The following is a 23,700-nucleotide window of genomic DNA, read 5'->3' on the forward strand; positions in this document are numbered from 1 at the left end:
CCCCCCCCCCCCCCCCCCCCCCCCCCCCCCGCTTCCGGCTGGTGGAGGTGGTGGGACGGGGGTGCCGACGGATCGTTCCGGATCGCAGGGACTGACCGGAACGCAGGGTCCCGATAGCGACATCACCAGGTCCGCGCAACGACGGAGAGGGCGCCGACCGATGGTCGGCGCCCTCTCATGCGCGAATCCTCAACATCAACTGCTCAGGACACGATTCGCTCGCTCAGCTGCAGCCGCTCGTCGACCCGCACCCCTCGCACAGGTAGCAGCTGCCCGCCCGGCGCATCTTGGTGCCGCACGAGAAGCACAGCGGAGCGTCGGCGTTCAGGCCCAGCTGCATCTCCACCAGCTCGGTGGAGTTGTGCGCCTGCTGCGGAGCCTGCGCGGCACCCGCCGTGGACTTGGGTGCCGACGTCTGCGGGGACTCGACGTGCCGCGGGGCCGACTGGGCCAGGCCCTCGACGTCGACCTCGTCGTCGTTCGGCTCGTACGAACCGGTCTCCAGGTGCCGCTGACGCTCCTCGGCCGAGTGGATGCCGAGCGCCGAGCGGGTCTCGAACGGCAGGAAGTCCAGCGCCAGGCGGCGGAAGATGTAGTCGACGATCGACTGCGCCATCCGCACGTCCGGGTCGTCCGTCATGCCGGCCGGCTCGAAGCGCATGTTGGTGAACTTCGAGACGTAGGTCTCCAGCGGGACCCCGTACTGCAGGCCCACCGAGACGGCGATGGAGAAGGCGTCCATCATGCCCGCGAGGGTCGAGCCCTGCTTGGACATCTTGAGGAAGACCTCGCCGAGACCGTCGTCCGGGTAGGAGTTGGCGGTCATGTAGCCCTCGGCGCCGCCCACCGTGAAGGAGGTGGTGATGCCGGGACGGCCCTTCGGCAGCCGGTTGCGGACCGGCCGGTACTCGACGACCTTCTCCGGCGCGGGCTCGGCGGCCTCCGCCGGCTTCTCGTCCTTCTTCTTGACCGAGAGCGGCTGGCCGACCTTGCAGTTGTCGCGGTAGATCGCGAGCGCCTTCAGACCGAGCTTCCAGCCCTCGAAGTAGACCTCCTCGATCTCCTCGACCGTGGCCGACTCCGGGACGTTGACGGTCTTGGAGATCGCACCGGACAGGAACGGCTGGGCGGCCGCCATCATCCGGACGTGGCCCATCGGCGAGATGGAGCGCTCGCCCATGGCGCAGTCGAAGACCTCGTAGTGCTCCTGGCGGAGGCCGGGCGCGTCGATCACATTGCCGTGCTCGGCAATGTGGGCCACGATCGCCTCGACCTGCTCCTCCTGGTAGCCGAGTCGCTTCAGGGCCTTCGGGACGGTGTTGTTGACGATCTGCATCGAGCCGCCGCCGACGAGCTTCTTGAACTTGACCAGGGCCAGGTCCGGCTCGACGCCCGTGGTGTCGCAGTCCATCATCAGGCCGATGGTGCCGGTGGGGGCCAGCACCGAGGCCTGGGCGTTGCGGAATCCGTTCTTCTCGCCGATCCGGATCACGTCCTGCCAGGCCTCCGTGGCGGCGGCCCAGACCGGGGTGTCCAGGTCGTCCATCCGCTTGGCGGCACCGTTGGCGTCGGAGTGCTGCCGCATGACGCGCTGGTGGGCGTCGGCGTTGCGGGCGTAGCCGTCGTACGGGCCGACGGCCGCGGCCAGCTCGGCGGAGCGCTTGTAGGAGGTGCCGGTCATCAGCGAGGTGATGGCACCGGCGAGCGCGCGGCCGCCGTCGGAGTCGTAGGCGTGGCCGGTGGCCATCAGCAGCGCGCCGAGGTTGGCGTAGCCGATGCCCAGCTGGCGGAAGGCCCGGGTGGTCTCACCGATCTTCTCGGTCGGGAAGTCCGCGAAGCAGATGGAGATGTCCATCGCGGTGATGACCAGCTCGACGACCTTGGCGAAGCGCTCGGCGTCGAACGACTGGTTGCCCCGGTCGTCGTCGCTGAGGAACTTCATCAGGTTCAGCGAGGCCAGGTTGCACGAGGAGTTGTCCAGGTGCATGTACTCGCTGCAGGGGTTCGAGGCGGTGATCCGGCCCGTCTCCGGCGAGGTGTGCCAGTGGTTGATGGTGTCGTCGTACTGGATGCCGGGGTCGGCGCAGGCCCAGGCGGCCTCGGCCATCTTCCGGAAGAGGCCCTTGGCGTCGACCTCCTCGATGACCTCACCGTTCATCCGGCCGCGCAGCCCGAACTTCGAGCCGGTCTCGACGGCCTTCATGAACTCGTCGTTGACCCGGACCGAGTTGTTGGCGTTCTGGTACTGCACGGAGGTGATGTCGTCACCGCCGAGGTCCATGTCGAAGCCCGCGTCGCGCAGCGCGCGGACCTTCTCCTCCTCCTTCACCTTGGTCTCGATGAAGGCCTCGACGTCCGGGTGGTCCACGTCCAGGACGACCATCTTGGCGGCGCGGCGGGTGGCGCCGCCCGACTTGATCGTTCCTGCGGACGCGTCCGCGCCGCGCATGAAGGAGACGGGGCCGGAGGCGTTGCCGCCGGAGGAGAGGAGCTCCTTGGAGGAGCGGATCCGGGAGAGGTTCAGGCCGGCGCCCGAGCCGCCCTTGAAGATCATCCCCTCTTCCTTGTACCAGTCGAGGATCGACTCCATGGAGTCGTCGACAGAGAGGATGAAGCAGGCCGAGACCTGCTGCGTCTGCTGGGTGCCGACGTTGAACCAGACGGGCGAGTTGAAGCTGAACACCTGGTGCAGCAGGGCGTGGGTCAGCTCGTGGTCGAAGATCTCGGCGTCCGCCGGGGAGGCGAAGTAGCCGTGGTCCTCTCCGGCCTTCCGGTAGGTCTTCACCACGCGGTCGATGAGCTGCTTCAGGCTGGACTCGCGGCTGGGCGAGCCGACCGCGCCCCGGAAGTACTTGCTCGTGACGATGTTGACCGCGTTCACCGACCAGAAGTCGGGGAACTCGACGCCTCGCTGCTCGAAGTTGACCGAACCGTCGCGCCAGTTGGTCATGACGACGTCACGGCGCTCCCAGACCACCTCGTCGTACGGATGCACGCCGGGGGTCGTGTGGATGCGCTCGATACGCAGCCCCTTGCTCGCCTTGCTGCCCTTGGCGCGGGAGCCTCGTGCCGGGCCGCTCGCCGTCTCTGTCATGCCGCCTCCCTGTGCGGGCGAAAACGCCCTGATGTGCCTTTTTCTTCCCGTAGGCACGATTTCTGTCGTGCACCCGAGCGCACACGGCGCTCCGGGCAGGTCTGATGTGTGCCGCTAGTCGGCGGCGGTGACGGGCGCGGGGGCCTCGGTGTCCCCCGCGGGCCCGCCGGTGTCGGCCGTGGGCCGCCGCTCGCGCAGCTCCGCGACCGCTGCCTCGAAGTCCTCGAGCGTGTCGAACGCCCGGTAGACCGACGCGAACCGCAGATAGGCGACGAGGTCGAGCTCCTGGAGCGGGCCGAGTATGGCCAGCCCGACGTCATGGGTCGACAGCTCGGCGCTTCCCGTGGCGCGCACCGCCTCCTCGACCTGCTGGCCGAGCTTGGCGAGCGCGTCCTCGGTGACCGGCCGGCCCTGGCACGCCTTGCGCACGCCGGAGATGACCTTGTCACGGCTGAACGGTTCGGTGACTCCGCTCCGCTTGATCACCATGAGTGACGCCGTCTCCACCGTGGTGAAGCGGCGGGAGCAGTCGGGACACTGGCGACGCCTGCGGATCGCGGTCCCGTCGTCGGTGGTGCGGCTGTCCACCACACGGCTGTCCGGGTGTCGGCAGAAGGGGCAGTGCATCTTCCCTACCCTCCTAGAACCCTGTGAACGTGGTACGAAACAGCAGCACGGCTGCACGGCTGCGCCGGCCCGGAAGGGGCCTCGCGGAGCACCCCAAGCATAGGCGATATCCGTGAGTGCTGAGTCCCCCGGGACCACAACTTGTGGGTGGCCGACGCCCATCAAACCACTAGATCTGGTGGTCGGACGTCAAGCGCGCGGACCGCGTGTCGCACGGCGCAGCGCCCATGAGAGTACGGGACGGGGACCGGACGCCGCCCGGCGGGGCGCGAGTGACACACTGGGTGACGGCGCGGCGACGCACCCCGCGCGCGCCCGGCCGCTACATTCCGGACGGAAGGCCCCGCAGCGGAGCCGGTTCCGCTCATACACCCGACTGCTTGACCACGACGGGCGAACTGCGAAATTTCACTCGAACGTGTGTTTGGCGCAACCTTTCGAAACCAACTACCGTTGTCCCACTAGGGAGAACATCTCGAGAGGGGCCGACGTGACCACCACCGCAGACAGCGCCACCATCACCGCCCAGGACCGCTCCCAGCACCGGGCCGACCAGGGGCACGCGATGAATGAGGCCGCCATGACCCCGGAGGGGCAGAAAGCCCGATCACTGCCGGGTCGACCTCCCGGGATCAGGGCGGACAGTTCCGGCCTCACCGACCGGCAGCGGCGCGTCATCGAGGTCATCCGCGACTCGGTGCAGCGGCGCGGCTACCCACCGTCCATGCGGGAGATCGGACAGGCGGTGGGGCTGTCGAGCACGTCGTCCGTCGCCCACCAGCTGATGGCCCTGGAGCGCAAGGGCTTCCTGCGCCGCGACCCGCACCGCCCGCGCGCGTACGAGGTCCGCGGCTCGGACGGACCGACCAGCCAGCCGACGGACACGACCGGAAAGCCCGCGGCGTCCTACGTGCCGCTCGTCGGCCGCATCGCCGCCGGTGGCCCGATCCTCGCCGAGGAGTCGGTCGAGGACGTGTTCCCCCTCCCCCGCCAACTGGTCGGTGACGGCGAGCTGTTCGTCCTGAAGGTCGTCGGCGACTCCATGGTGGAAGCCGCCATCTGCGACGGCGACTGGGTGACCGTACGCCGCCAGCCGGTGGCGGAGAACGGCGACATCGTGGCCGCCATGCTCGACGGCGAGGCCACCGTGAAGCGCTTCAAGCGGGAGGACGGCCATGTGTGGCTGCTCCCGCACAACTCCGCGTACCAGCCGATCCCGGGCGACGAGGCGACCATCCTCGGCAAGGTGGTCGCGGTGCTGCGGCGGGTCTGACACACCCCTCACGACCGGGCCCCGGGACCACTGCGCCGGTTCCGGGGCCCTGCTGTGTCCGCTTCGCTGGATCGGCTGTGCAGTTTCCGCCGTGCCGAATCCGCGGTGCTCTGCACGAGCCGCGCTTGTGCTCTGTACCGGCTGCGCCGCCGGGGGCGCCGGGCCGGGCGGGTGGCTGCCCCTCCGGCGTGCGGCGCCTGCTCGTCAGCGCACGGGCAGGGCGCGGGACCGGCACCGCACCACGTCGGCCTCGGGCGGGAACGGGCGCCGCTCGTTGCGTCCCCGGGGGTATTGATCACGAGCGCTGCCGACGCTCGTGATCAAGGCACTCAGCCCGCGGCCGCGTCGATCGCCGCCAGGGAACGGCGCACCTGATTGCGGTCCACCGTGTACCAGAAGTCCGGCATCGAGGCCCGGAGGAAACTGCCGTAGCGCGCGGTGGCCAGCCGGGGGTCGAGAACGGCGACCACGCCGCGGTCCCCGGACGCCCGCACCAGCCGGCCGGCGCCCTGCGCCATGAGCAGCGCGGCATGGGTGGCGGCGACGGCCATGAATCCGTTGCCGCCGCCCTCCTCCACGGCCTTCTGCCGTGCGCTCATCAGGGGATCGTCGGGCCGGGGGAACGGAATCCGGTCCATGACGACGAGCTGGCAGCTCGGCCCCGGGACGTCGACGCCCTGCCACAGCGACAAGGTGCCGAAGAGACAGGTGTGGGGGTCCTCGGCGAAGGCCCGGATCAGTTCGCCGAGCGTCTCCTCGCCCTGCAGCAGGATCGGCTGGTCCAGCCGCTCCCGCAGCGCCTCCGCCGCGCCCTGGGCCGCCCGCATCGAGGAGAAGAGACCGAGTGTGCGGCCGCCCGCCGCCTCCACGAGCTCCGCCAGCTCGTCCAGCATGTCCGTCCGGCTGCCCTCCCGGCCCGGCTGCGCCAGATGCCTGGCGACGTAGAGGATGCCCTGCTTCGGGTAGTCGAAGGGCGAGCCGACATCCAGGCCCCTCCACTGCGGGACGTCCTCTCCCTCCACTCCCTCCGGGGAGAGCCCGAGCGAGGCCGCCACCCCGTTGAAGTCGCCGCCGAGCTTGAGGGTCGCGGAGGTCAGCACCACGGACCGCTCGGTGAACAGCTTCTCCCGGAGCAGTCCGGACACCGACAGCGGCGCGACGCGCAGCGAGGCCCCGAACCGGTCGTGGCGCTCGTACCAGACGACGTCGTACTCCGAGCCGTTCGCGATGCGCTCGGCGACGGCATGCACGTTCTCCACGGCCGCCAGGGCCTGTTTGCGCACCGCGTCCTCGTCCTGCACGGACTTGTCCCGGGTGTTCCCCAGCGCCGTGATGACGGTGCGGGCCGCGTCCCGCAGCGCCATCAGGGCGTAGCCGAGGTCCTCGGGGATCTCCTCCAGGCGCCCCGGGAGGGCCAGCTCCATCAGCCGCTCGAAGGACTCGGCCGCGGTCTGGAGGGCGTCCGCCACCTTCTCGTCGACCAGCTTGGCGGCCCGGCGCACGGCGCGGTTCACCGACCCCGGGGTGAGCTCCCCGGTCGCGGCGCCGGTGACACGGGAGACCAGTTCGTGGGCCTCGTCGATGACGAGAACCTCGTGGCCGGGCAGCACCGGGGCGCCTTCGATCGCGTCGATGGCGAGCAGCGCGTGGTTGGTGACCACGACGTCGGCCAGCTTGGCCCGCTCCCGCGCGGCCTCCGCGAAGCACTCCGCACCGTAGGCGCACTTCGACGCGCCCAGGCACTCCCGGGAGGACACCGACACCTGGGACCAGGCGCGGTCCGAGACACCGGGGGTGAGGTCGTCGCGGTCCCCGGTCTCCGTCTCGTCCGCCCAGTCCCGCATCCGCAGCAGGTCCTTGCCGAGCCTGCTGGTGGGCGTCGCGGCCTCGAAGGGGTCGAACAGCCCCTCTTCCTCCTCCTGCGGCACCCCCTCGTGGAGCCGGTGCAGGCACAGGTAGTTGGAGCGCCCCTTGAGCATGGCGAACTCCGGCCTGCGCCGCAGCAGCGGGTGCAGCGCCTCGACCGTGCGCGGCAGGTCCCGCTGCACGAGCTGCCGCTGCAGCGCGAGGGTCGCGGTGGCCACGACCACCCGCTCGCCGTGTGCCAGGGCCGGCACCAGGTAGCCGAGCGACTTACCGGTGCCGGTTCCCGCTTGGACCAGCAAGTGGGAACCGTCGTCGACGACCTCGGCAACGGTCTCGGCCATGGTGACCTGACCAGGGCGTTCCGTACCGCCGACGGCGGTGACGGCGGCGTGCAGCAGGTCGGGGAGGGAGGGCTTCGTCATAGCGTGACCACCCTACGGGGCGCCACTGACATCGGTGGCCCTCACAGCTGATGGAGGGGGTTCGGGACGGTGCCGTGCACGGCGGCGTGCGGCCGGTCGGGGCGGTCGCGGTAGCCGTCCAGATGCAGCCGGTTGCGGTTGAGACAGAGCCGCTCGATCCGGGGGGTGAGCAGGTCGAAGGTCTCGAACCGGTCCTTGAGCTCCGGGAAGCGCGCCTGGTGCCGGAGGATCTCGGCGCGGACGAGCGACCAGAACTGGCTCTCGGCCACCCCGAGCTGCTCCTCGCAGATCGGCGCGAGATAGCGGAACACCCCGACGAAGAGCCCGGAGTGGATGAACTGGGTGAGGAACGACGGCGGCTCGGTGAGCAGCACCTCGCGCACCTCGGCGGGCATCGTGTCGTGCTCGGGCAGGGGCTCGGCGCTGACGTTGACGTCGTCGACGAAGTCCTTGATCGCCAGACGGACCGGGACGTCCTGCTCGTCGAAGACGACGATGGCGTTCTCGCCGTGCGGGGAGAAGACCGTGCCGTACCGGTAGAGGAAGTGCAGCAGCGGTGGCAGCAGCGCGGCGAAGAGACGGCTGAGCCAGACGGCCGGATCGAGGCCCGAGCGGTGCACGAGCTCGGCGGTGAACGAACGGCCCTGCGGGTCGGTGAGGAGCAGCGCGGCCAGGGTGCGGGCCCGCTCGCCGGGGTCCAGCTGCGGGGCGATGGGCTCGCGCCAGATGCAGCCGAGGAGTTCCCGGTACTGGTAGGGGATACCGGGGAGCCGGTCGTAGAGCGGGTGCTCCACCGCGACGGAGGCGGTCTCGCCGAGCAGCACGACCCGGGTCTCGTCGCGCAGGAAGGGGTCGGCGTCGCGCAGGGCGTGGACCCAGTCGGTGACCGCGGGCGCGGCCAGGGTGCGCTCGGTGGGCAGGCCCCGCCACACCAGGGTGTTGAGGATGGACAGGGGCAGCTTGACCGTCCGGGCCTCCGGGCGGCTGGTGTTGAGGAACGTGCGGATCGACTGCTGCGGCAGCCGCAGGTCCTCGTCGGCGGGGAGCGGGATTATCGTTCCGTCGGCGACCTGCGGGGCGAAGAGCTGCGCGACGCTCTCGTCCCACTGCCAGGGGTGCACCGGAAGCCAGAGGTAGTCGGCGGGGTCGCGGCCCTGGTCGCTGACCGCGGCGGCGAACGCCTCCCGGGTGCGGGGCGTCAGCTCGTCGGCGTAGAGCCGGTCGGGGGTGGCGAGCGCGGGAACGCCCCGGTACCGGGCCAGGTCGCGGTGGACCGCGAGCCAGGGAAGGCGGTGCGGCGTGCGGGCCTCCGGTGCCCACCGTTCGGTGTCGGTGGCGGAGAACCCGAGCCGGCCCTTGTTCACCACGATCCAGGGGTGCCCCGTCTGGTGCCCTTCGAGCTCGGCGTAGTCGAGGTCGGCGAGCTCCGCGGCGCTGCGGGACGTGGCCGCCAGGCGGGTGTCGGCGGCGAGCGTGGCGGTGATCTCGCGGACGAGGTGCCCGGTGGTGTCCCCGCTCAGCCCGAGCACCCCGGTGTGGGTGCGGGCGATGAACTGCAGCGGGTCCGCGGACGGAGTGATCGAGTCCGGGTCCACCCGCCAGTGGCCGTAGGCGCCGCGCCGGGCGTGGAAGCGGTAGACCGTGCCGTCGTCCACGGGGAGCCGGTGGGCCGTCGGGGCGCCGTCCTCGGGCTCGGGCTCGGGCGAGATCACCTCCTCGTAGGCGAATTCGGCGAGCATCTTGGCGAGCAGGTGGCGGCTGGCTCGGTGCCAAGCGGCTTGACGCTGCTGGGGTGACGGGCGCAAAAGACGTGCTCCTCGGATGGGAACGGGGACGAGCCGAGCGGTGTAAGGAAAGCAGTGCACGGATCAGCGATGCCAGATGGCCTGATCACAGGAGGTGGCGATGAGGACGGTCGCGGATCATCAGGGCTGCTCGCTTGTCGGGGAGGTCGAGTTCGGCGGCGAAGCGGAAGCCCGCGCCGAGGAAGGCGGCGACGGACGGGGTGTTGCGCAGATCCGGCTCGGCCACGACCCGTCCGCAGGAGGGCCGGCGGTCGAGGACGAGATCGGCGACGGCGCGCAGCAGCGATGTGCCGACCCCGCGGCCGCGGTCGCCGACGGCGCCGATGAGCAGATGGATACCGGTGTCATGGGGGCGAGCGGGGTAATGGCGGGCCAGGGGGTCGAGGTCGGCACGGTACACCTCCCAGTAACTCATCGGTACGCCGTTCAGTACCCCGAGACAGGGCACGCTGCGCCCGTCTCCGTCGAGTTGGGCCCGCACATGGGCGGCCACCCTCTCATCGGGTCCGGCGAGGTCCCAGAAGGCGGCCACCGCGGGGTCGTTCATCCAGCGGGTGACGACCGGCAGATCGCGGCCGGCGTGCACGGGGGCGAGCAGGAAGGTGCCCGCGGCGGTGCTCACCGGCCCCCAGGAGCCGACGCCGTCCAGCAGGTCGTAGCGGTCGGGGCCGGACGGGGGCTCGGCGGGGCCGTCCGCTCGCCCGGGCCCGGCGCCCGCCCCGGGCGTCAGCGGGGCGAGGACCTCCGCCAGGCGGAGGTCCAGCGTGTCCTCGGTGCTGGAGTCGGTGCCGGGTCCCGGCGGGTCGGACGGCACGGTGCCGCTCTCCTCTCGGATGTCTCGGGGTGCCGGAGCCGTGGGGCACCCCGGGGCCTGCCGTGGTGGGTCATGTCTGCGATACGGAGAGGGGGTTGGGGACGGTGACGTAGACGGACTGGGTGTCGACGGGGCCGACCAGCTCGTCGAGACCGTGCAGCCGGGTGAAGAGGTTCGCCTTGCAGCGCAGCGTGGCGGACTCGAGCAGCCGGGCGGGCAGGGTGGAACCGAGCGCTGCCGGGCCTGCCGCGGCCTCGCCGAGGAAGCGGCGGAAGGCGGCCAGGAGGACGCGTTCATCGGCGAGCCGCTGTGAGCCGAACGCCCCGATGAGTCCGAGGACGTTGTTGATGCCCAGGTAGTAGGCGAGGCGTTCGTCGGTGACGTCGTCGGAGACGAATGTGTCGCTCTCGGTCCCGATGCCGGGGAGCCGTCGCTCCAGGCGGGCGCGGTGGGATTCGCGGAAGTAGTAGCCCTGGTTGTCCCGGTAGCGGCCACCGGCCGGCCAGCCGTGGGTGTCGAGGAGCACGAGCGTGTTCTGCTGGTGCGCTTCGAGTGCGACGCCCGCCTCGCCGTCGAGCCACAGCACCGGCCGGACCACGGCCTGGAGGTAGCGCAGGAACCACTCGGCGGACACGGCTCCGACGGGGCGGCCGGTGCGCCCGGCGAGCCGGGACATCAGGTCGGCGAGGCGGGACCGCATGAGCGGGCTGCCGGCCGGGGCGTCTGCGGGGAACGGGCGGGGCGAGGTGAGCCCGGCGACGCAGACGGCGTCGTCGCTGGGGCCGAACGGGTTGTGCCGGATGACGACGTCGAGGCCGGGGAGGGGCCTGCCGTCGGTGTCCGATACGGCGATCCAGGCCGGGTCGCGCACGATGTCGAAGCGGGGGTGGATCCGCTGCCACTGCTCCGCGAGACCGCTGCGCATCAGCCGGTGCACCTCGACGCCGCGCTGGAGTTCCTTGCGGAGGTTCTCGCGGCGGGAGTTGGTGATGCGCAGGCCGAGGGAGAGCTTGAGCATGGCGGGCGCACCGGGGCGGTGCACGGTCCGGACGGAGGAGGTGGGGTACCAGGGCGCGCCGAACGGCCCCAGGTCGTGCAGCAGCCCGGCGTCGAGGAGTTCGGTGACGGCGGGGCGGTGCCGGATCTCCCGGGCCTGCCAGGGGTGGAGCGGCAACGGCACGGTTCCGGGGGGAAGTTCGCGTCCGTCACCGGCCAGCTCGGTGGTGAGCTGCCCGGCCGGGACGGGGCGGCCCCGTTCGGTCCATGCGGAGTCGGTGGCCAGGACCGTCCGGTCGACGGCCAGCCAGTGCAGCGGGAAGGAGCCGCGCAGCTCGGGTGAGTAGGCGCGGGATTCGGCGTCGGAGAGCCCTTCGCGGCTCTTGGGAGTGGGGTGCAGCGGATGACCGAGGACGAGCGACTGCTCGGCGTCGAGGAACTGGTCCCCGGCGAGGGATACGCCGGGGTGGGCCCGCCGGTCGGCGATGAAGTCCGCGGTGCGCCGGACGGAGTCGGCGACCCGGCCGACGAGTTCGGTGCCGCCTTCACCGGTGCCGGCCTCAACCGTGCCGGCCTCAACGGTGCCGTCCTCGCCGGTGGCGCTGTTGCCGTTGGCACTGTGGCCGGGGGCACTGTCGCCGGGGGCTGCGTGGGCCGCCTCCCGGCCGAGCAGGGCGGCGAGGGTGACGGCGTCGACGGCGGGTGCGCCGTCGGGGGCGGTCTCCAGGACGGGCGCGCCGAACCGGTGCCAGCCGGTGGCCGACCAGTAGCGGACGGGGACCAGGAGCGCGGTGCCGCTGGCGGGCAGCGGGATCCGGAGGGTGTCACCGCCCGGCGGGCGGGTGTCCGTCTCCCGCGTCCAGCAGCGCAGCAGGTTCTCCCGTGCCGCTGCCTCGGCCGCGACGCGCGGGTCGGGGTGGTCCAGCGGGTCCTGTCCTGCCGGGCGGGCGCCGTTGGGGCCGGCCTGCCGGGGTACGGCGTGCCGGTCGGTGGTCGCTGTGGCCTCGCGGCCGGAGCATACGTCCATGGTCTGGTCGGCGCGGTGTCCCCGGCGGTGGGCCGGGAACGGGGCGCCACCCTCCTTCGTCGGTTGGCTGGGCTGGAGATGCCTGCCGGAGCCGGAGCGCTCCCTGCACCCCGGGCGCCCGGCGCGGCAGGGCGCCGGGGCACCGGGGCTACGAGCGGGGAGCGCCGGTGGATATCCGGCCCACCCTGTCGGGCGGAGGTGCCGGGGCGGAAGGCGGCAACGGCGGCGCCGTGCCCCGCCGGGCCGTCCTCACCGGGAGGTACCCGGCGGCGCGGGGCGCGGCGGCCGGGGTACGGGCGGGTACGCGTCACGGACGGCACCACCGTTCCGGACGGCGCTGGAGATCGCGTCGGTCAGCCGGTCGAGGACCGCTTCGGCCTGCTCGTCGGTGATGGTCAGCGGTGGAAGGAGGCGCACCACGCTGGAGTACCGGCCGCCGAGTTCGACGATCAGTCCACGCCGCAGGCACTCCTGCTGGACCTCGGCTGCCAGCAGTGGGGCGGCCGGTGGCCCGCCGCCGAACGACGTGCCACCCGTCGCCGGCACGTCGAACACCCCGCCTCCGGGTACCGCGCCGCCGTCGTCCACCGTGCCGCCGCTGCGGCCGGGGCCGTCGAGGTACGCGTCGGTGCTGCCGTGACTGCGGTTCCGGCCGTTGCCGCGATGGGTGGTGCTGTCGCGACCGGGGCTTCCGGGCTTACGGCGACTCTGCTGCTCCTGGCTGCCGTTGCCGTGGCAACGGTCGTCGGCAGGGCTGTGGCAACAGTCGTCGGCAGGGCCGTTGTCCCGGTTGCCGCACTCGCCGCCGGTGCCGTTCCGGCTCGCCCGGCCGATGCCTCCGGTGCCCCTGCCACCGCTGATCCCACCGGGTTCGCCGGCGCCGAAGGGACCACTGCTTCCGGAGCGGTCACCGCAGCCCCGGCCGTCGCGCGCCGGACCGTTGCCGTCCGGGCCGGCCGCACGGCGGAACGGTGCCTCGCCGGCCTCGGCGGCCACCAGCTCCAGGCCGATCATGAGGCCGCTGCCGCGGACGTCACCGACGCACGGCTGCTCCGCGGCGAAGCGGCGCAGCCGCTCCAGCATCCGGCCGCCGAGCACGGCAGCCCGCTCGGCGAGTCCGTTCTCCCGCACGTACGCCAGCGTCGCCGCTCCCGCGGCCATCGCGAGCTGGTTGCCGCGGAAGGTTCCGGCGTGCGCACCGGGCTCCCAGAGGTCGAGGTCGTCGCGGTAGACCACGACGGCGAGCGGCAGGCTGCCGCCGATGGCCTTCGACAGCACCATGACGTCCGGCACCACCCCGCTGTGCTCGACGGCCCAGAAGGCTCCGGTGCGGCCGACGCCGGTCTGCACCTCGTCCGCGATGAGCGGAATGCCGCGTGCGGCGGTCAGTTCCCGCATCCGGCGCAGCCAGGGCCCGGGGGCCGGGATCACTCCGCCCTCCCCCTGCACCGGTTCGACGAGCATCCCGGCCGGGAGCGGGACTCCGCTCTTGGGGTCGTCCAGCAGCTGCTCGGTCCACCGTGCGGAGAGTTCCGCACCCCGTGCGCCGCCGACCCCGAACGGGCAGCGGTAGTCGTACGGGTAGGGCAGTCGCGCCACCCTGACGTCCTGTGCGCCCCCCGATGCTTCGAGTGCCCCCGCGGTCATCCCGTGGTACGCCCCGGAGAAGGCGAGGAGCCCGGAACGTCCCGTCGCGGTGCGCACGAGTTTGATCGCCGCCTCGACCGCGTCGCTTCCCGCGGGGCCGCAGAACTGCACGCGTGCCCGGTCGGCCAGGTCGCCCGGCAGGGTCCGGAACAGCTCGGTGGTGAAGGCGTCCTTGACCGGGGTCGCGAGGTCGAGCGCGTGCAGCGGTGCCCCGGAGTCGAGGACGGAGCGGATGGCTTCCAGCACCACCGGATGGTTGTGGCCGAGGGCCAGCGACCCGGCGCCGGACAGGCAGTCGAGGTACCGCCGGCCGTCGGCCCCCTCGATCGTCATCCCCCGGGCCCGCACCGGGACGATCGGGAGCGCGCGAGCATACGTCCGCGCGGCCGACTCGCGGAGCGACTGCCGCCGGAGGATCCCCTCCTGGGCCGCGTCCGCGGTCCCCGCCGTGTCCTGCACGGCGTCCTGCACGGCCACGGTGTCGGAAGCGGGCTGCGCCGTCGGCGGGGACTCGGTCACGGCCACGGTTCTCCTGTCCTCTGGATGAACGCTGGTTGGCTGTCCGCCGTACGTACCAACGACGCCGCGAGCGGCGGATCACGGGCAACCGGAAGATCCTTGGCGCCTCGGCGCCGTGGCCCCGGGAACCACGGACCCGGCCGCGACCGTCCCCAACGGCACCGGCATAGTGGGGCTCTGCGCCTCGGTCGGGGTGCATGACAAGTTCATCTGCAGGGTTCGTACACATCCAGGGGGAGTTCCACCCATGCCTTCCATACGACGGCCCGCCCTCGCCGCAGCCGCGCTCGCCGCTGTGCTCGCGGTGACCGCGACCGCGTGCGGCCCGACGGACGACGACGCGAGCGACCAGCCCGGGGCCTCCGCGGGGCAGCAGGGGCAGGGCTCCGTCACCCCTCCGAAGGACATCAACCAGCGCCTGAAGGAGCTGGGGATGGACCTGGACCAGTGGAAGAACGGGGAGTGGAAGAACTGGAACAAGGACGACTGGCTCCGCGAGGCCGGTGACTTCGTCAACCCGATCATCGAGGACCTCTGGAAGCCGGAGCGGATGAAGGAGGCGGAGGACCCGCAGAAGACGGTCCCCGCCGACCTCTCGGACGACCAGGGCGTCACCGACCCCGAGCCGGCGCCCGTCGAGGCGAGTCAGGTCCGCACGCCGTACCACGACAACGCGGCCCCGGTCGGCAAGGTCTTCTTCGACGGCCCCGACGGCTCGATGGTCTGCTCCGCCACGGTCGTGAAGGACCCGGCCCACCCCGGCAAGTCCAACATGGTCTGGACGGCGGGCCACTGTGTGCACGCGGGCAAGAAGGGCGGCTGGTACCGCAACATCGCCTTCGTCCCCTCCTTCAACGACAAGGGCGCGCCCGCGGCCCGGCTGAACAGCTCGCCCCGCGAGCAGGTCGCCCCGTACGGCGCCTGGTGGGCGGACTGGGCGTCCACCTCCCAGCAGTGGATCAAGCAGGGTGAGGAGACGGGCGGCAGCGGCGCCCCGTACGACTTCGCCGTGCTGCACGTGAAGCCGGAGGCGGGCAGCGAGGGCAAGTCCCTGGAGGAGACCGTCGGTGCGGCCCTGCCGGTCGAGTTCAACGCCCCCGCGGTGAAGGACATCTCCGACATGGGCGCCTGGGGTTACCCGGCCGCCCCGCCGTTCGACGGCAGCAAGATGTTCTCCTGTGTCGACAAGCCCGGACGGCTCTCCACGTCCTCTTCCCAGCCGACGATGTACCGGATCGGCTGCACCATGACGGGCGGCTCGTCCGGCGGTGGATGGTTCGCCAATGGAGCCGACGGCAAGCCGGCCCTGGTGTCCAACACCTCCATCGGCCCCGCCCCCGCCACCTGGCTGGCGGGACCGCACCTGGGCCCCGAGGCGAAGAGCATGTACGACGCGGTCAGCCGGAAGTTCGCGAACCGCTGACCCGGTCGCGGCCGCTGAGCCACTCATGACGAAGGGCCCGTTCCCACCGGCCGGTGGGAACGGGCCCTTCGTCATGAGCTGTGGGCGGTTGGCGGTGAGCGGTGCACGCACCCGGCCGACGCGCCATGCGGACGCATCCTCAGGCGGGCGGCCGATCCGCCGTAACGACCACGGCGTCAGGCGCGCCCGGCGGCCGGGACGTACGGCTGGAGCTCGGCCGCCAGTTCCTCGTGGACCCTGGCCATGAGCAGCGTGCCCTCCGGGGTGTGCTCCTCGGAGATCACCTCACCGTCGGCGTGCGCCCGCGAGACCAACTGGCCGTGCGTGTACGGAACCAGCGCCTCGATCTCGACCCGGGGCCGCGGCAGCTCGTCGTCGATCAGCGCCAGCAGTTCGTCGATGCCCTGCCCCGAGCGGGCCGACACCGCGAGGGCGCGCGGCTCGATCCGGAGCAGGCGCTGGAGGACCAGCGGATCGGCCGCGTCCGCCTTGTTGACCACCACGATCTCGGGCACCTCGACGGCACCCACGTCGCGGATGACCTCGCGGACCGCCGCCAGCTGCTCCTCCGGGAACGGGTGCGAACCGTCCACCACGTGCAGGATCAGATCGGAGTCACCGACCTCCTCCATCGTGGAGCGGAACGCCTCCACCAGGTGGTGGGGCAGATGCCGCACGAACCCGACGGTGTCGGCCAGGGTGTAGAGCCGGCCGCTGGGCGTCTCGGCCCGGCGGACGGTCGGGTCCAGGGTGGCGAACAGCGCGTTCTCCACCAGTACACCCGCGCCGGTCAGCCGGTTGAGCAGCGAGGACTTGCCGGCGTTGGTGTAGCCGGCGATGGCGACCGAGGGCACCTTGTTGCGGCGGCGCTCCTGCCGCTTGATGTCGCGGCCGGTCTTCATCTCCGCGATCTCCCGGCGCATCTTCGCCATCTTCTCGCGGATCCGGCGCCGGTCCGTCTCGATCTTGGTCTCACCGGGACCACGGGTGGCCATACCGCCGCCCGAGGAACCGGAGCCACCGCCACCCATCTGCCGGGACAGCGACTGACCCCAGCCGCGCAGCCGCGGCAGCATGTACTGCATCTGCGCGAGCGAGACCTGGGCCTTGCCCTCTCGCGACTTGGCGTGCTGGGCGAAGATGTCGAGGATGAGGGCGGTCCGGTCGACCACCTTCACCTTGACGACGTCCTCGAGGTGGATGAGCTGACCCGGGGTGAGCTCACCGTCACAGACGACGGTGTCGGCTCCGCTCTCGAGCACGATGTCCCGCAGCTCCAGGGCCTTGCCGGAACCGATGTAGGTGGCCGGGTCGGGCTTGTCGCGGCGCTGGATCACGCCGTCCAGCACCACCGCCCCCGCCGTCTCGGCGAGCGCGGCCAGTTCCGCGAGGGAGTTCTCCGCGTCCTGCACCGTGCCCGACGTCCAGACGCCGACCAGCACCACACGCTCCAGGCGCAGCTGCCGGTACTCGACCTCGGTGACGTCCTCGAGCTCGGTGGAAAGGCCCGCGACCCGGCGCAGGGCCGCGCGGTCGGAGCGGTCGTACTGTCCGCCGTCACGCTCCTCGTCGGCTTCGTGGCTCCAGGCGACGTCCTCTTCCATCAGGGCGTCGGCCCGAAGGCTTGTCGAGAAGCTCTGGGCGTCCTGGGAAGGGGAAGAAGAGGAGGTCATTGGATCCTTACGTCGATGGAAACTCTCGTCGGGAACAACGTCCGGGCCGCCTGGAGGATTCCCCGGCCGGACCGGGCCGCCGACGGGACGATGGTCCCACGCCCCCGCCCGGCCGTCACACCGGTTTTCCGGCCCGGTGCCGGGCCCCCGGCTGTGCCGCGGGGGCGGCCGGGCCGGTCCGCCAGTCCGGGTGCCCGGGCATGGCCGGGGTCCTGGCCCCGTACAGCCAGGGCCGCAGGAAGCCGGACTGGTCCCGGCCGGAGACCTCGGAGGCGAGGGCGACGAAGTCGGCCGTGGCGGCATGGCCGTCGCGGTACCGGCCGGCCCAGGTCCGTTCCAGCCGGTCGAACGCGGCCGGACCGATGCGCTGCCGCAGGGCGTACAGCACCAGGGCGCTCCCGTCGTACACCACGGGGCGGAAAATGCCGATCTTCTGTCCCGGTTCGGGCGGCTTCGGGGCGGCGGGCGGCCCGCCGGTTGCCCGCCAGGCGTCGGACTGCGCGTACGCCCGGCGCATCCGCTCGACGAGCGGGACGCCCGCCCGCTCCTCGGCCCAGCGGGCCTCGTACCAGGTGGCGTGGCTCTCGCTGAGCCAGACGTCGGACCAGCGGGCCGGGCTGACGCTGTCGCCGAACCACTGGTGGGCCAGCTCGTGCACCATGACCGACTCGACGTACGCCTCGGTGAAGCGCGGGTCGGTGAAGAGCCGGCGCTCGAAGAGCGAGAGGGTCTGGGTCTCCAGCTCGAAGCCGGTCCGGGTGCCGGCGATCAGCAGCCCGTAGGTCTCGAACGGGTACCGGCCGACCTGCCGCTCCATCCAGGCGACCTGCCCGGGGGTCCGGGCCGCCCACCGCTCCATCCGCCGGCGGTCCGCCGCGGGCACCACGTCCCGTACCGGCAGCCCGTGCGGCCCCCGGCGCCGGAGCACCGCGGAGCGCCCGATGGAGACCTGTGCCAGTTCGGTGGCCATCGGATGCGCGCCGCGGTACTCCCAGGTGGTCGTGGTCCGGCCCGGCCGACGGGCCGTCCGCAGCCCTCCGGCGACGACGGTGAAGTCCCGCGGTGCGGTGACCCGGAAGGTGAACAGGGCCTTGTCGGAGGGGTGGTCGTTGCAGGGGAAGACGCGGTGCGCGGCATCGGCCTGATTGGCCATCACCAGGCCGTCGTCGGTCCGCACCCAGCCGCCGTCGGCGCCCGTGCCCGGGTCGCTGGTGTGCGCGATGCCGACGCGCAGCGGAGCGCCCTCGGGCACCGGCTCGGCCGGGGTGACGACGAGGTCCTCGCCCACGTTCGAGAAGGTCGCGGGTGCGCCGTTGACCCGGACGGCGCTGACGGCGCCCCGGGCGAAGTCCAGGTTGAAGCGGTCCAGCGGCGCCGTGGCACGGGCCTCGACGGTGGTGACCGCCCGGAGGGGTTCGGTGTTGTCGCCCGAGTAGTGGAGGGCGATGTCGTACGCCCGGACGTCGTAGCCCGGGTTCCCCAGGTGGGGATAGAGCCGGTCGCCGATGCCCTGAGCGGCCGGTTCCGGCGCGGCGGCCGCGACGAGCGCGGCCAGGGCGGCGGCGGCCAGGGCTGTCCGGCGGGGCGCGGGTCGGGTCATGCCCTACGGCTATCAGCGCGACGGCGGAGCCCGGCGGAGCCGCGCGCCCCGCCCACCCGAACGGCTGGAACGCGGCCGGTTCAGTGCGCGGCCCGGGGCCCTGCGGTGGGAGCGTGCGCCCGGCTCACGTCGTACACGCCCGGCACGCGGAGCATGGCGCGCATCAGTCCGGACAGGCCGGCCGCGTCGGGGAGCTGGAGCGTGTAGGTGTGGCGGACCCGCTGCTCGTGGGGCGGTTCCACCGCGGCGGCGACGATGGCCGCCCCTTCCTGGGCGATGGCCTCGGTGAGGTCGGCGAGCAGGTGCGGCCGGCCGAAGGCCTCCGCGAGCAGGGTGACGCGGCAGTCGCCGCGGCCGGCCCCGTCGCCGCCGCACCAGCGCACCGGGACGGGCGGCCGTCCGGACACCGTCATCCGGGCGACGGCGGGGCACTGGGCGCGGTGCACGGTCACCGTCCCGCCCCGTACGGCGAACCCGGTGACGGGATCGGGCGGTACCGGCGTGCAGCAGCCCGCGAGCCGCACCGCGGCGCCCGGCAGGTCCGGTACGGCGGCGACGGCTGCCTCGGGGTCCGGGGCGGCCGTCCGCGGCCCGGCTTCCGCCGGGGCGCTCTCCGGCTGCGCGGCGGGCGCGGTGTCGGGAGGCATCTGCGCCGCGTCCGGGTGGGCGGTGAGCCAGTGGCTGATCGCGATCCGCGCGGCGGGGGTACGTGCGTGCTCCAGCCAGTCGGGGGCCGGCCCGGCGGAGGGGTCCTGGGCCATGAGGAGTTGCAGGGTGTCACCGTCGCCGAGCACGGTGGCGAGCGTGGCCAGCCGGCCGTTGACCCGGGCTCCGATACAGGTGTGCGCGGCCTCCCCGTGCCACGCGTACGCCGCGTCCACACAACTGGCGCCTGCCGGAAGGCCGAGCGCCCCGCCGTCGGCACGGAAGACGGTGATCTCCGCGTCCTGCGCGAGGTCGTCGCGGAGCGAGGCCCAGAACGTGTCCGGGTCGGGTGCGGACTGCTGCCAGGCAAGCAGCCGGGACAGCCAGCCGGGCCGGGTGGGGTCGGCGCGCTCCCCGTCCGCCTCGGCCGCTTCGGGGACTTCGGTCGTCGGGGCGTACGGATTGCCCAGCGCGATCACGCCCGCCTCGGCCACCCGGTGCATCTGGTGGGTACGGATGAGGACTTCGGCGACATCACCGCCCGGCCGGCCGGCCACGGCCGTGTGCAGCGACTGGTAGAGGTTGAACTTCGGGGCGGCGATGAAGTCCTTGAACTCGGAGACGACCGGGGTGAAACAGGTGTGGAGCTCACCGAGGACGCCGTAGCAGTCGGCGTCCTCGGCGACGAGCACCAGGATGCGGCCGAAGTCGGCGCCGCCGAGCCGGCCGCGTTTGAGCCGGACCCGGTGCACGGAGACGAAGTGCCGCGGCCGGACCAGCACGTCGGCCGCGATGCCCGCCTCCCGCAGCACGGCTCCGAGCTCCTCGGCGATCCGGGTGAGCGGGTCGGGGCGGTTCGCGTGCTCGAGCAGCAGGTCGCGGGTGCGGGCGTACTCCTCGGGGTGCAGGACCGCGAAGACCAGGTCCTCCAGCTCGGTCTTGAGCGCCTGCACACCGAGCCGCTCGGCCAGCGGGATCAGCACGTCGCGGGTGACCCGGGCGATCCTGGCCTGCTTCTCGGGGCGCATCACCCCGAGGGTGCGCATGTTGTGGAGGCGGTCGGCGAGCTTGATGGACATGACGCGGACGTCGTTGCCGGTGGCGACGAGCATCTTGCGGAAGGTCTCCGGCTCCGCCGCGGCGCCGTAGTCCACCTTCTCGAGTTTGGTGACCCCGTCGACGAGGTAGCGGACCTCCTCGCCGAACTCCTCGCCGACCCGGTCGAGGGTCAGCTCGGTGTCCTCGACGGTGTCGTGGAGGAGGGAGGCGGTCAACGTCGTCGTCTCGGCGCCCAGTTCGGCGAGGATGAGCGTCACCGCGAGGGGGTGGGTGATGTACGGTTCGCCGCTCTTGCGGGTCTGCCCCCGGTGCGAGGACTCGGCGAGCAGATAGGCCCGGCGGAGCTGGTCGAGGTCGGCGCCCGGGTGGCGCGCCCGGTGCACCTTGGCCACATGGTCGATGGCGTCCGGGAGGCGGTCCCGCGGGCCGGGGCCCAGCAGCGCCGCGCGACCGAGTCTGCGCAGATCGATGCGGGCGCGCCTGCGGGCCGGCGGACCAGGGTTGACGGCCTCGCTCATGGGCACCTCCGGCGGCGTCGGCACCGGCGGGAGCGGGGCCGGTGCCCGGCGCCCGGGCCGGTGCTTGATGCTATCGAGCCCATCACCCACGGATGACCGGCTCTCGCTCAGCGTGAACCGGATCACCCATTCGAGGGAGGCGTCAGACGAACGCGGTTGCGAGCCACTCCGGGTCGATCACGCCCTCGGCCACGATCACGGCCGGTCCGGTCATCTCGATCCGGCCGTCCGGGTGCTCGGAGATCAGCAGCCGGCCGCCGGGGAGGTCCACGGTGTAGGTGGCGGGGCTTCCGGTCACGGCCGGGTCGACACCGTCGCGGCGGGCCGCCGCGACCATGACCGCGCAGGCTCCGGTGCCGCAGGAACGGGTCTCGCCCGAGCCGCGCTCGTGCACCCGCATGGCGACGTGGCCCGGGGCACGGTCCACGACGAACTCGACGTTGGTGCCGTCGGGGTACGCGGACGCGGGGTGCACCGGCGGGGCGGTGAACAGGTTCCCGGCGTGGGCGAGGTCGTCGACGAAGGCGACGGCGTGCGGGTTGCCCATGTTGACGTGGCGCGCGGGCCAGCTGCGCTCCCCCACGGTCACCGTGACCTCCCCGTCGGGGAGCCGCGCGGCCCCCATGCCGACGGTGATGTCGCCGTCCCCGCCGGCCGCCGGCGCCTTGGCGATGTGCACCTGCCGCACACCGGCCCGGGTGGCGACGGCGAGATCGCCGGCCTCCACCAGGCCGGCGCGCCGGAGGTACCGGGCGAAGACCCGTACGCCGTTGCCGCACATCTCGGCGACGCTGCCGTCGCCGTTGCGGTAGTCCATGAACCACTCGGCCTCGGCGGCCATCGCCGCGGCCTCGGGGTGTGCCGCGGACCGCACCACGTGGAGCAGCCCGTCCCCGCCGATGCCGGCCCGCCGGTCGCAGAGCCGCGCCACGACCGCGGGGGGCAGGTCGAGGGCGTTGCCGGGGTCGGGAACGATCACGAAGTCGTTCTCGGTGCCATGGCCCTTGAGGAAGGGGATCTGCTCGGTGTTCACCCTTCGATCCTACGGGCCGGTCCGGCAACGGGGAGTCCGGCCCGCGGGCCCGGTGGCGGGCGTCTCCACGGACCGGTGCCGCCGCCGATCGCGGGACCGGCCTGCGGGCCCGGTGGCGCCCTGTCCGGGAGCCCCTGTGCAGGTCCGTGCCGTGCCGGGGTGACGCCGTGGCTCAGCGGAGGCGGGCGACCCGCCAGATGGCGAGCGCCGCGGCCGTGCCGACCAGCAGGGCGTAGAGCGCGATGACGCGCCAGTCGGGGCGCCTGCCCGAGCCGCGCGGCGCGAGTCCGGGCCAGGTGAGGCCGACCCGGCGGGCGGCCATCATGCCCCAGCCCGCCGCGCAGCAGCTGATCAGCAGGCCGAGCAGGGCCACCATCGCTCCGCTGTCGCCGAATTCGAAGGCGAGCGGGAAGGCGAACATCAGGGAGCCGGCGGCCGCGAGACCCACGATGGGCGCGATCTGCCAGATCCGGAGCCGTCGCGGCGGGCGCAGCTCGCGGAAGGACTCGCCGCCGGTCGCCGGCTCGGGGCCGTCCGGGGTGAGCTCCTCGGTCCGTCGGTCCTGCGGCTGCGGTCTGTCGCGAGGGCCGGCCTCCATTGCCACGCGCCCTCCCAACTCAGACTTCACGGCTGATCGAAGTCCGATGATGACACGCACTCGGATGCCCGGAAGGCGTACGGAGCCTCCCGATGCCATCACGTGATCAGGCTGTGACCGCTCGTTCGACCAACGTCAACGCGCGGGTCCGGAGTTCCGGCAGCCGGTCGGCCGCTCCGCTGAGCCAGTGCACCCGGGGATCGCGCCGGAACCACGAGTCCTGACGGCGTGCGAACCGCTTGGTGGCGCGCACGGTCTCGGCGCGCGCCGCGTCCACGGTGCACTCGCCCGCCAGGAAGGTGAGGACCTGCTGATAGCCGAGGGCCCGGGAGGCCGTGCGCCCCTCGCGGAGGCCGGCGGCCTCCAGGGTGCGCACCTCGTCGACGAGTCCCTGGTCCCACATCCGGTCGACCCGTGAGGTGATGCGCGCGTCCAGCTCCGGGCGGTCGACGTCCACCCCGATCTGGACGGTGTCGTAGACGGACTCATGGCCCGGGAGGTTGGCGGTGAAGGGACGGCCGGTGATCTCGATGACCTCCAGGGCGCGGACGATGCGCCGGCCGTTGCCGGGCAGGATCGCCCGGGCCGCCGCCGGGTCGGCCGCGGCCAGCCGGGCGTGCAGCACACCGGGGCCCTCGGCGGCCAACTCGGCCTCCAGGCGGGCGCGTACGTCCGGATCGGTGCCCGGGAACTCCATGACGTCGATCGCCCCGCGGACGTACAGCCCGGAACCGCCGACCAGCACCGGGGTGCGGCCGGCGGCCAGCAGCCGGTCGATCTCCGCCCGGGCCAGCCGCTGGTACTCGGCGACGCTGGCGGCCTCCGTGACGTCCCAGATGTCCAGCAGCCGGTGCGGCACGCCGCGGCGCTCCTCGGGCGTCAGCTTGGCGGTGCCGATGTCCATGCCGCGGTACAGCTGCATGGAGTCGGCGTTGATCACCTCGCCGTCGAAGTGCTGGGCCAGGGCCACGCCGAGATCGGACTTTCCGGCCGCGGTGGGACCCACCACGGCGATGACCCGGGGCACGGGCGCTGAACTTGTCACCGGCACAGTCTCGCAA

General features: G+C 72.6%; 15 protein-coding genes. 2 read left to right on the forward strand and 13 right to left on the reverse strand.

The window, feature by feature from the left end:
- Nucleotides 1-223: 223 nt before the first annotated feature.
- Together AC3EQ1_RS22235 and nrdR are read right to left on the reverse strand one after the other, a co-directional pair.
- The gene (locus AC3EQ1_RS22235) at nucleotides 224-3,094 is read right to left on the reverse strand and encodes a vitamin B12-dependent ribonucleotide reductase (RefSeq protein ID WP_432096102.1); all 2,871 of its coding nucleotides are present in this window, start codon (nucleotides 3,092-3,094) and stop codon (nucleotides 224-226) included.
- A gap of 114 nt (nucleotides 3,095-3,208) precedes the next feature.
- Nucleotides 3,209-3,721, reverse strand: coding sequence for a transcriptional regulator NrdR (gene nrdR / locus AC3EQ1_RS22240; protein WP_432096103.1), 513 nt, complete (start codon nucleotides 3,719-3,721; stop codon nucleotides 3,209-3,211).
- Nucleotides 3,722-4,211: 490 nt separating this feature from the next.
- On the opposite strand from nrdR, the gene lexA reads away from it, so the two are divergent.
- The gene (lexA, locus tag AC3EQ1_RS22245; RefSeq protein ID WP_351504980.1) at nucleotides 4,212-4,994 is read left to right on the forward strand and encodes a transcriptional repressor LexA; all 783 of its coding nucleotides are present in this window, start codon (nucleotides 4,212-4,214) and stop codon (nucleotides 4,992-4,994) included.
- A 329-nt stretch (nucleotides 4,995-5,323) separates the two neighbouring features.
- Here the strand turns inward: lexA and AC3EQ1_RS22250 are convergent, their stop codons facing one another.
- From AC3EQ1_RS22250 to AC3EQ1_RS22270, 5 genes are all read right to left on the reverse strand, one after another.
- The gene (locus AC3EQ1_RS22250) at nucleotides 5,324-7,282 is read right to left on the reverse strand and encodes an ATP-dependent DNA helicase (protein ID WP_432096104.1); all 1,959 of its coding nucleotides are present in this window, start codon (nucleotides 7,280-7,282) and stop codon (nucleotides 5,324-5,326) included.
- Between the two features lie 41 nt (nucleotides 7,283-7,323).
- Nucleotides 7,324-9,087 (reverse strand): IucA/IucC family protein, encoded by a 1,764-nt coding sequence (locus AC3EQ1_RS22255; protein ID WP_432096105.1) that lies wholly within the window; start codon nucleotides 9,085-9,087, stop codon nucleotides 7,324-7,326.
- 85 nt (nucleotides 9,088-9,172) lie between these two features.
- A complete protein-coding gene (locus AC3EQ1_RS22260; RefSeq protein ID WP_432096106.1) occupies nucleotides 9,173-9,901 on the reverse strand; it encodes a GNAT family N-acetyltransferase in 729 nt (242 codons plus the stop codon).
- 70 nt (nucleotides 9,902-9,971) lie between these two features.
- A complete protein-coding gene (locus AC3EQ1_RS22265) occupies nucleotides 9,972-11,924 on the reverse strand; it encodes an IucA/IucC family protein (protein ID WP_432096107.1) in 1,953 nt (650 codons plus the stop codon).
- 249 nt (nucleotides 11,925-12,173) lie between these two features.
- Complete coding sequence (locus AC3EQ1_RS22270) at nucleotides 12,174-14,048, reverse strand: diaminobutyrate--2-oxoglutarate transaminase family protein (RefSeq protein WP_488187165.1); 1,875 nt, start codon at nucleotides 14,046-14,048, stop codon at nucleotides 12,174-12,176.
- A gap of 289 nt (nucleotides 14,049-14,337) precedes the next feature.
- On the opposite strand from AC3EQ1_RS22270, the gene AC3EQ1_RS22275 reads away from it, so the two are divergent.
- Nucleotides 14,338-15,513, forward strand: a complete 1,176-nt coding sequence (locus AC3EQ1_RS22275) for a trypsin-like serine peptidase (protein WP_432096108.1) — start codon at nucleotides 14,338-14,340, stop codon at nucleotides 15,511-15,513.
- A 176-nt stretch (nucleotides 15,514-15,689) separates the two neighbouring features.
- Here the strand turns inward: AC3EQ1_RS22275 and hflX are convergent, their stop codons facing one another.
- From hflX to miaA, 6 genes are all read right to left on the reverse strand, one after another.
- A complete protein-coding gene (hflX, locus tag AC3EQ1_RS22280; RefSeq protein ID WP_432096109.1) occupies nucleotides 15,690-17,186 on the reverse strand; it encodes a GTPase HflX in 1,497 nt (498 codons plus the stop codon).
- A 115-nt stretch (nucleotides 17,187-17,301) separates the two neighbouring features.
- Complete coding sequence (locus AC3EQ1_RS22285; protein WP_432096110.1) at nucleotides 17,302-18,786, reverse strand: M1 family metallopeptidase; 1,485 nt, start codon at nucleotides 18,784-18,786, stop codon at nucleotides 17,302-17,304.
- Nucleotides 18,787-18,866: 80 nt separating this feature from the next.
- On the reverse strand, nucleotides 18,867-21,008 hold the full coding sequence (locus AC3EQ1_RS22290; protein WP_432096111.1) for a RelA/SpoT family protein: 2,142 nt from the start codon (nucleotides 21,006-21,008) through the stop codon (nucleotides 18,867-18,869).
- A gap of 142 nt (nucleotides 21,009-21,150) precedes the next feature.
- A complete protein-coding gene (gene dapF, locus AC3EQ1_RS22295; RefSeq protein WP_432096112.1) occupies nucleotides 21,151-22,041 on the reverse strand; it encodes a diaminopimelate epimerase in 891 nt (296 codons plus the stop codon).
- Between the two features lie 172 nt (nucleotides 22,042-22,213).
- Nucleotides 22,214-22,639 (reverse strand): hypothetical protein, encoded by a 426-nt coding sequence (locus AC3EQ1_RS22300; RefSeq protein WP_351505159.1) that lies wholly within the window; start codon nucleotides 22,637-22,639, stop codon nucleotides 22,214-22,216.
- A 106-nt stretch (nucleotides 22,640-22,745) separates the two neighbouring features.
- Nucleotides 22,746-23,684 carry a tRNA (adenosine(37)-N6)-dimethylallyltransferase MiaA gene (gene miaA / locus AC3EQ1_RS22305; protein ID WP_432096113.1) on the reverse strand — a complete coding sequence of 313 codons (939 nt, stop codon included), beginning with the start codon at nucleotides 23,682-23,684 and terminating at the stop codon, nucleotides 22,746-22,748.
- Nucleotides 23,685-23,700 lie beyond the last annotated feature (16 nt).

This window comes from Streptomyces sp. bgisy100 (genome assembly GCF_057709105.1).

Excerpts from the sequence above, each read along its gene's own strand:
- AC3EQ1_RS22235 (WP_432096102.1), bottom strand. The coding sequence starts at position 3,094 with ATGACAGAGACGGCGAGCGGCCCGGCACGAGGCTCCCGCGCCAAGGGC.
- AC3EQ1_RS22300 (WP_351505159.1), bottom strand. The coding sequence starts at position 22,639 with ATGGAGGCCGGCCCTCGCGACAGACCGCAGCCGCAGGACCGACGGACC.
- AC3EQ1_RS22290 (WP_432096111.1), bottom strand. The coding sequence starts at position 21,008 with ATGAGCGAGGCCGTCAACCCTGGTCCGCCGGCCCGCAGGCGCGCCCGC.
- nrdR (WP_432096103.1), bottom strand. The coding sequence starts at position 3,721 with ATGCACTGCCCCTTCTGCCGACACCCGGACAGCCGTGTGGTGGACAGC.
- AC3EQ1_RS22250 (WP_432096104.1), bottom strand. The coding sequence starts at position 7,282 with ATGACGAAGCCCTCCCTCCCCGACCTGCTGCACGCCGCCGTCACCGCC.
- AC3EQ1_RS22285 (WP_432096110.1), bottom strand. The coding sequence starts at position 18,786 with ATGACCCGACCCGCGCCCCGCCGGACAGCCCTGGCCGCCGCCGCCCTG.
- AC3EQ1_RS22265 (WP_432096107.1), bottom strand. The coding sequence starts at position 11,924 with ATGGACGTATGCTCCGGCCGCGAGGCCACAGCGACCACCGACCGGCAC.
- hflX (WP_432096109.1), bottom strand. The coding sequence starts at position 17,186 with ATGACCTCCTCTTCTTCCCCTTCCCAGGACGCCCAGAGCTTCTCGACA.
- AC3EQ1_RS22275 (WP_432096108.1), top strand. The coding sequence starts at position 14,338 with ATGCCTTCCATACGACGGCCCGCCCTCGCCGCAGCCGCGCTCGCCGCT.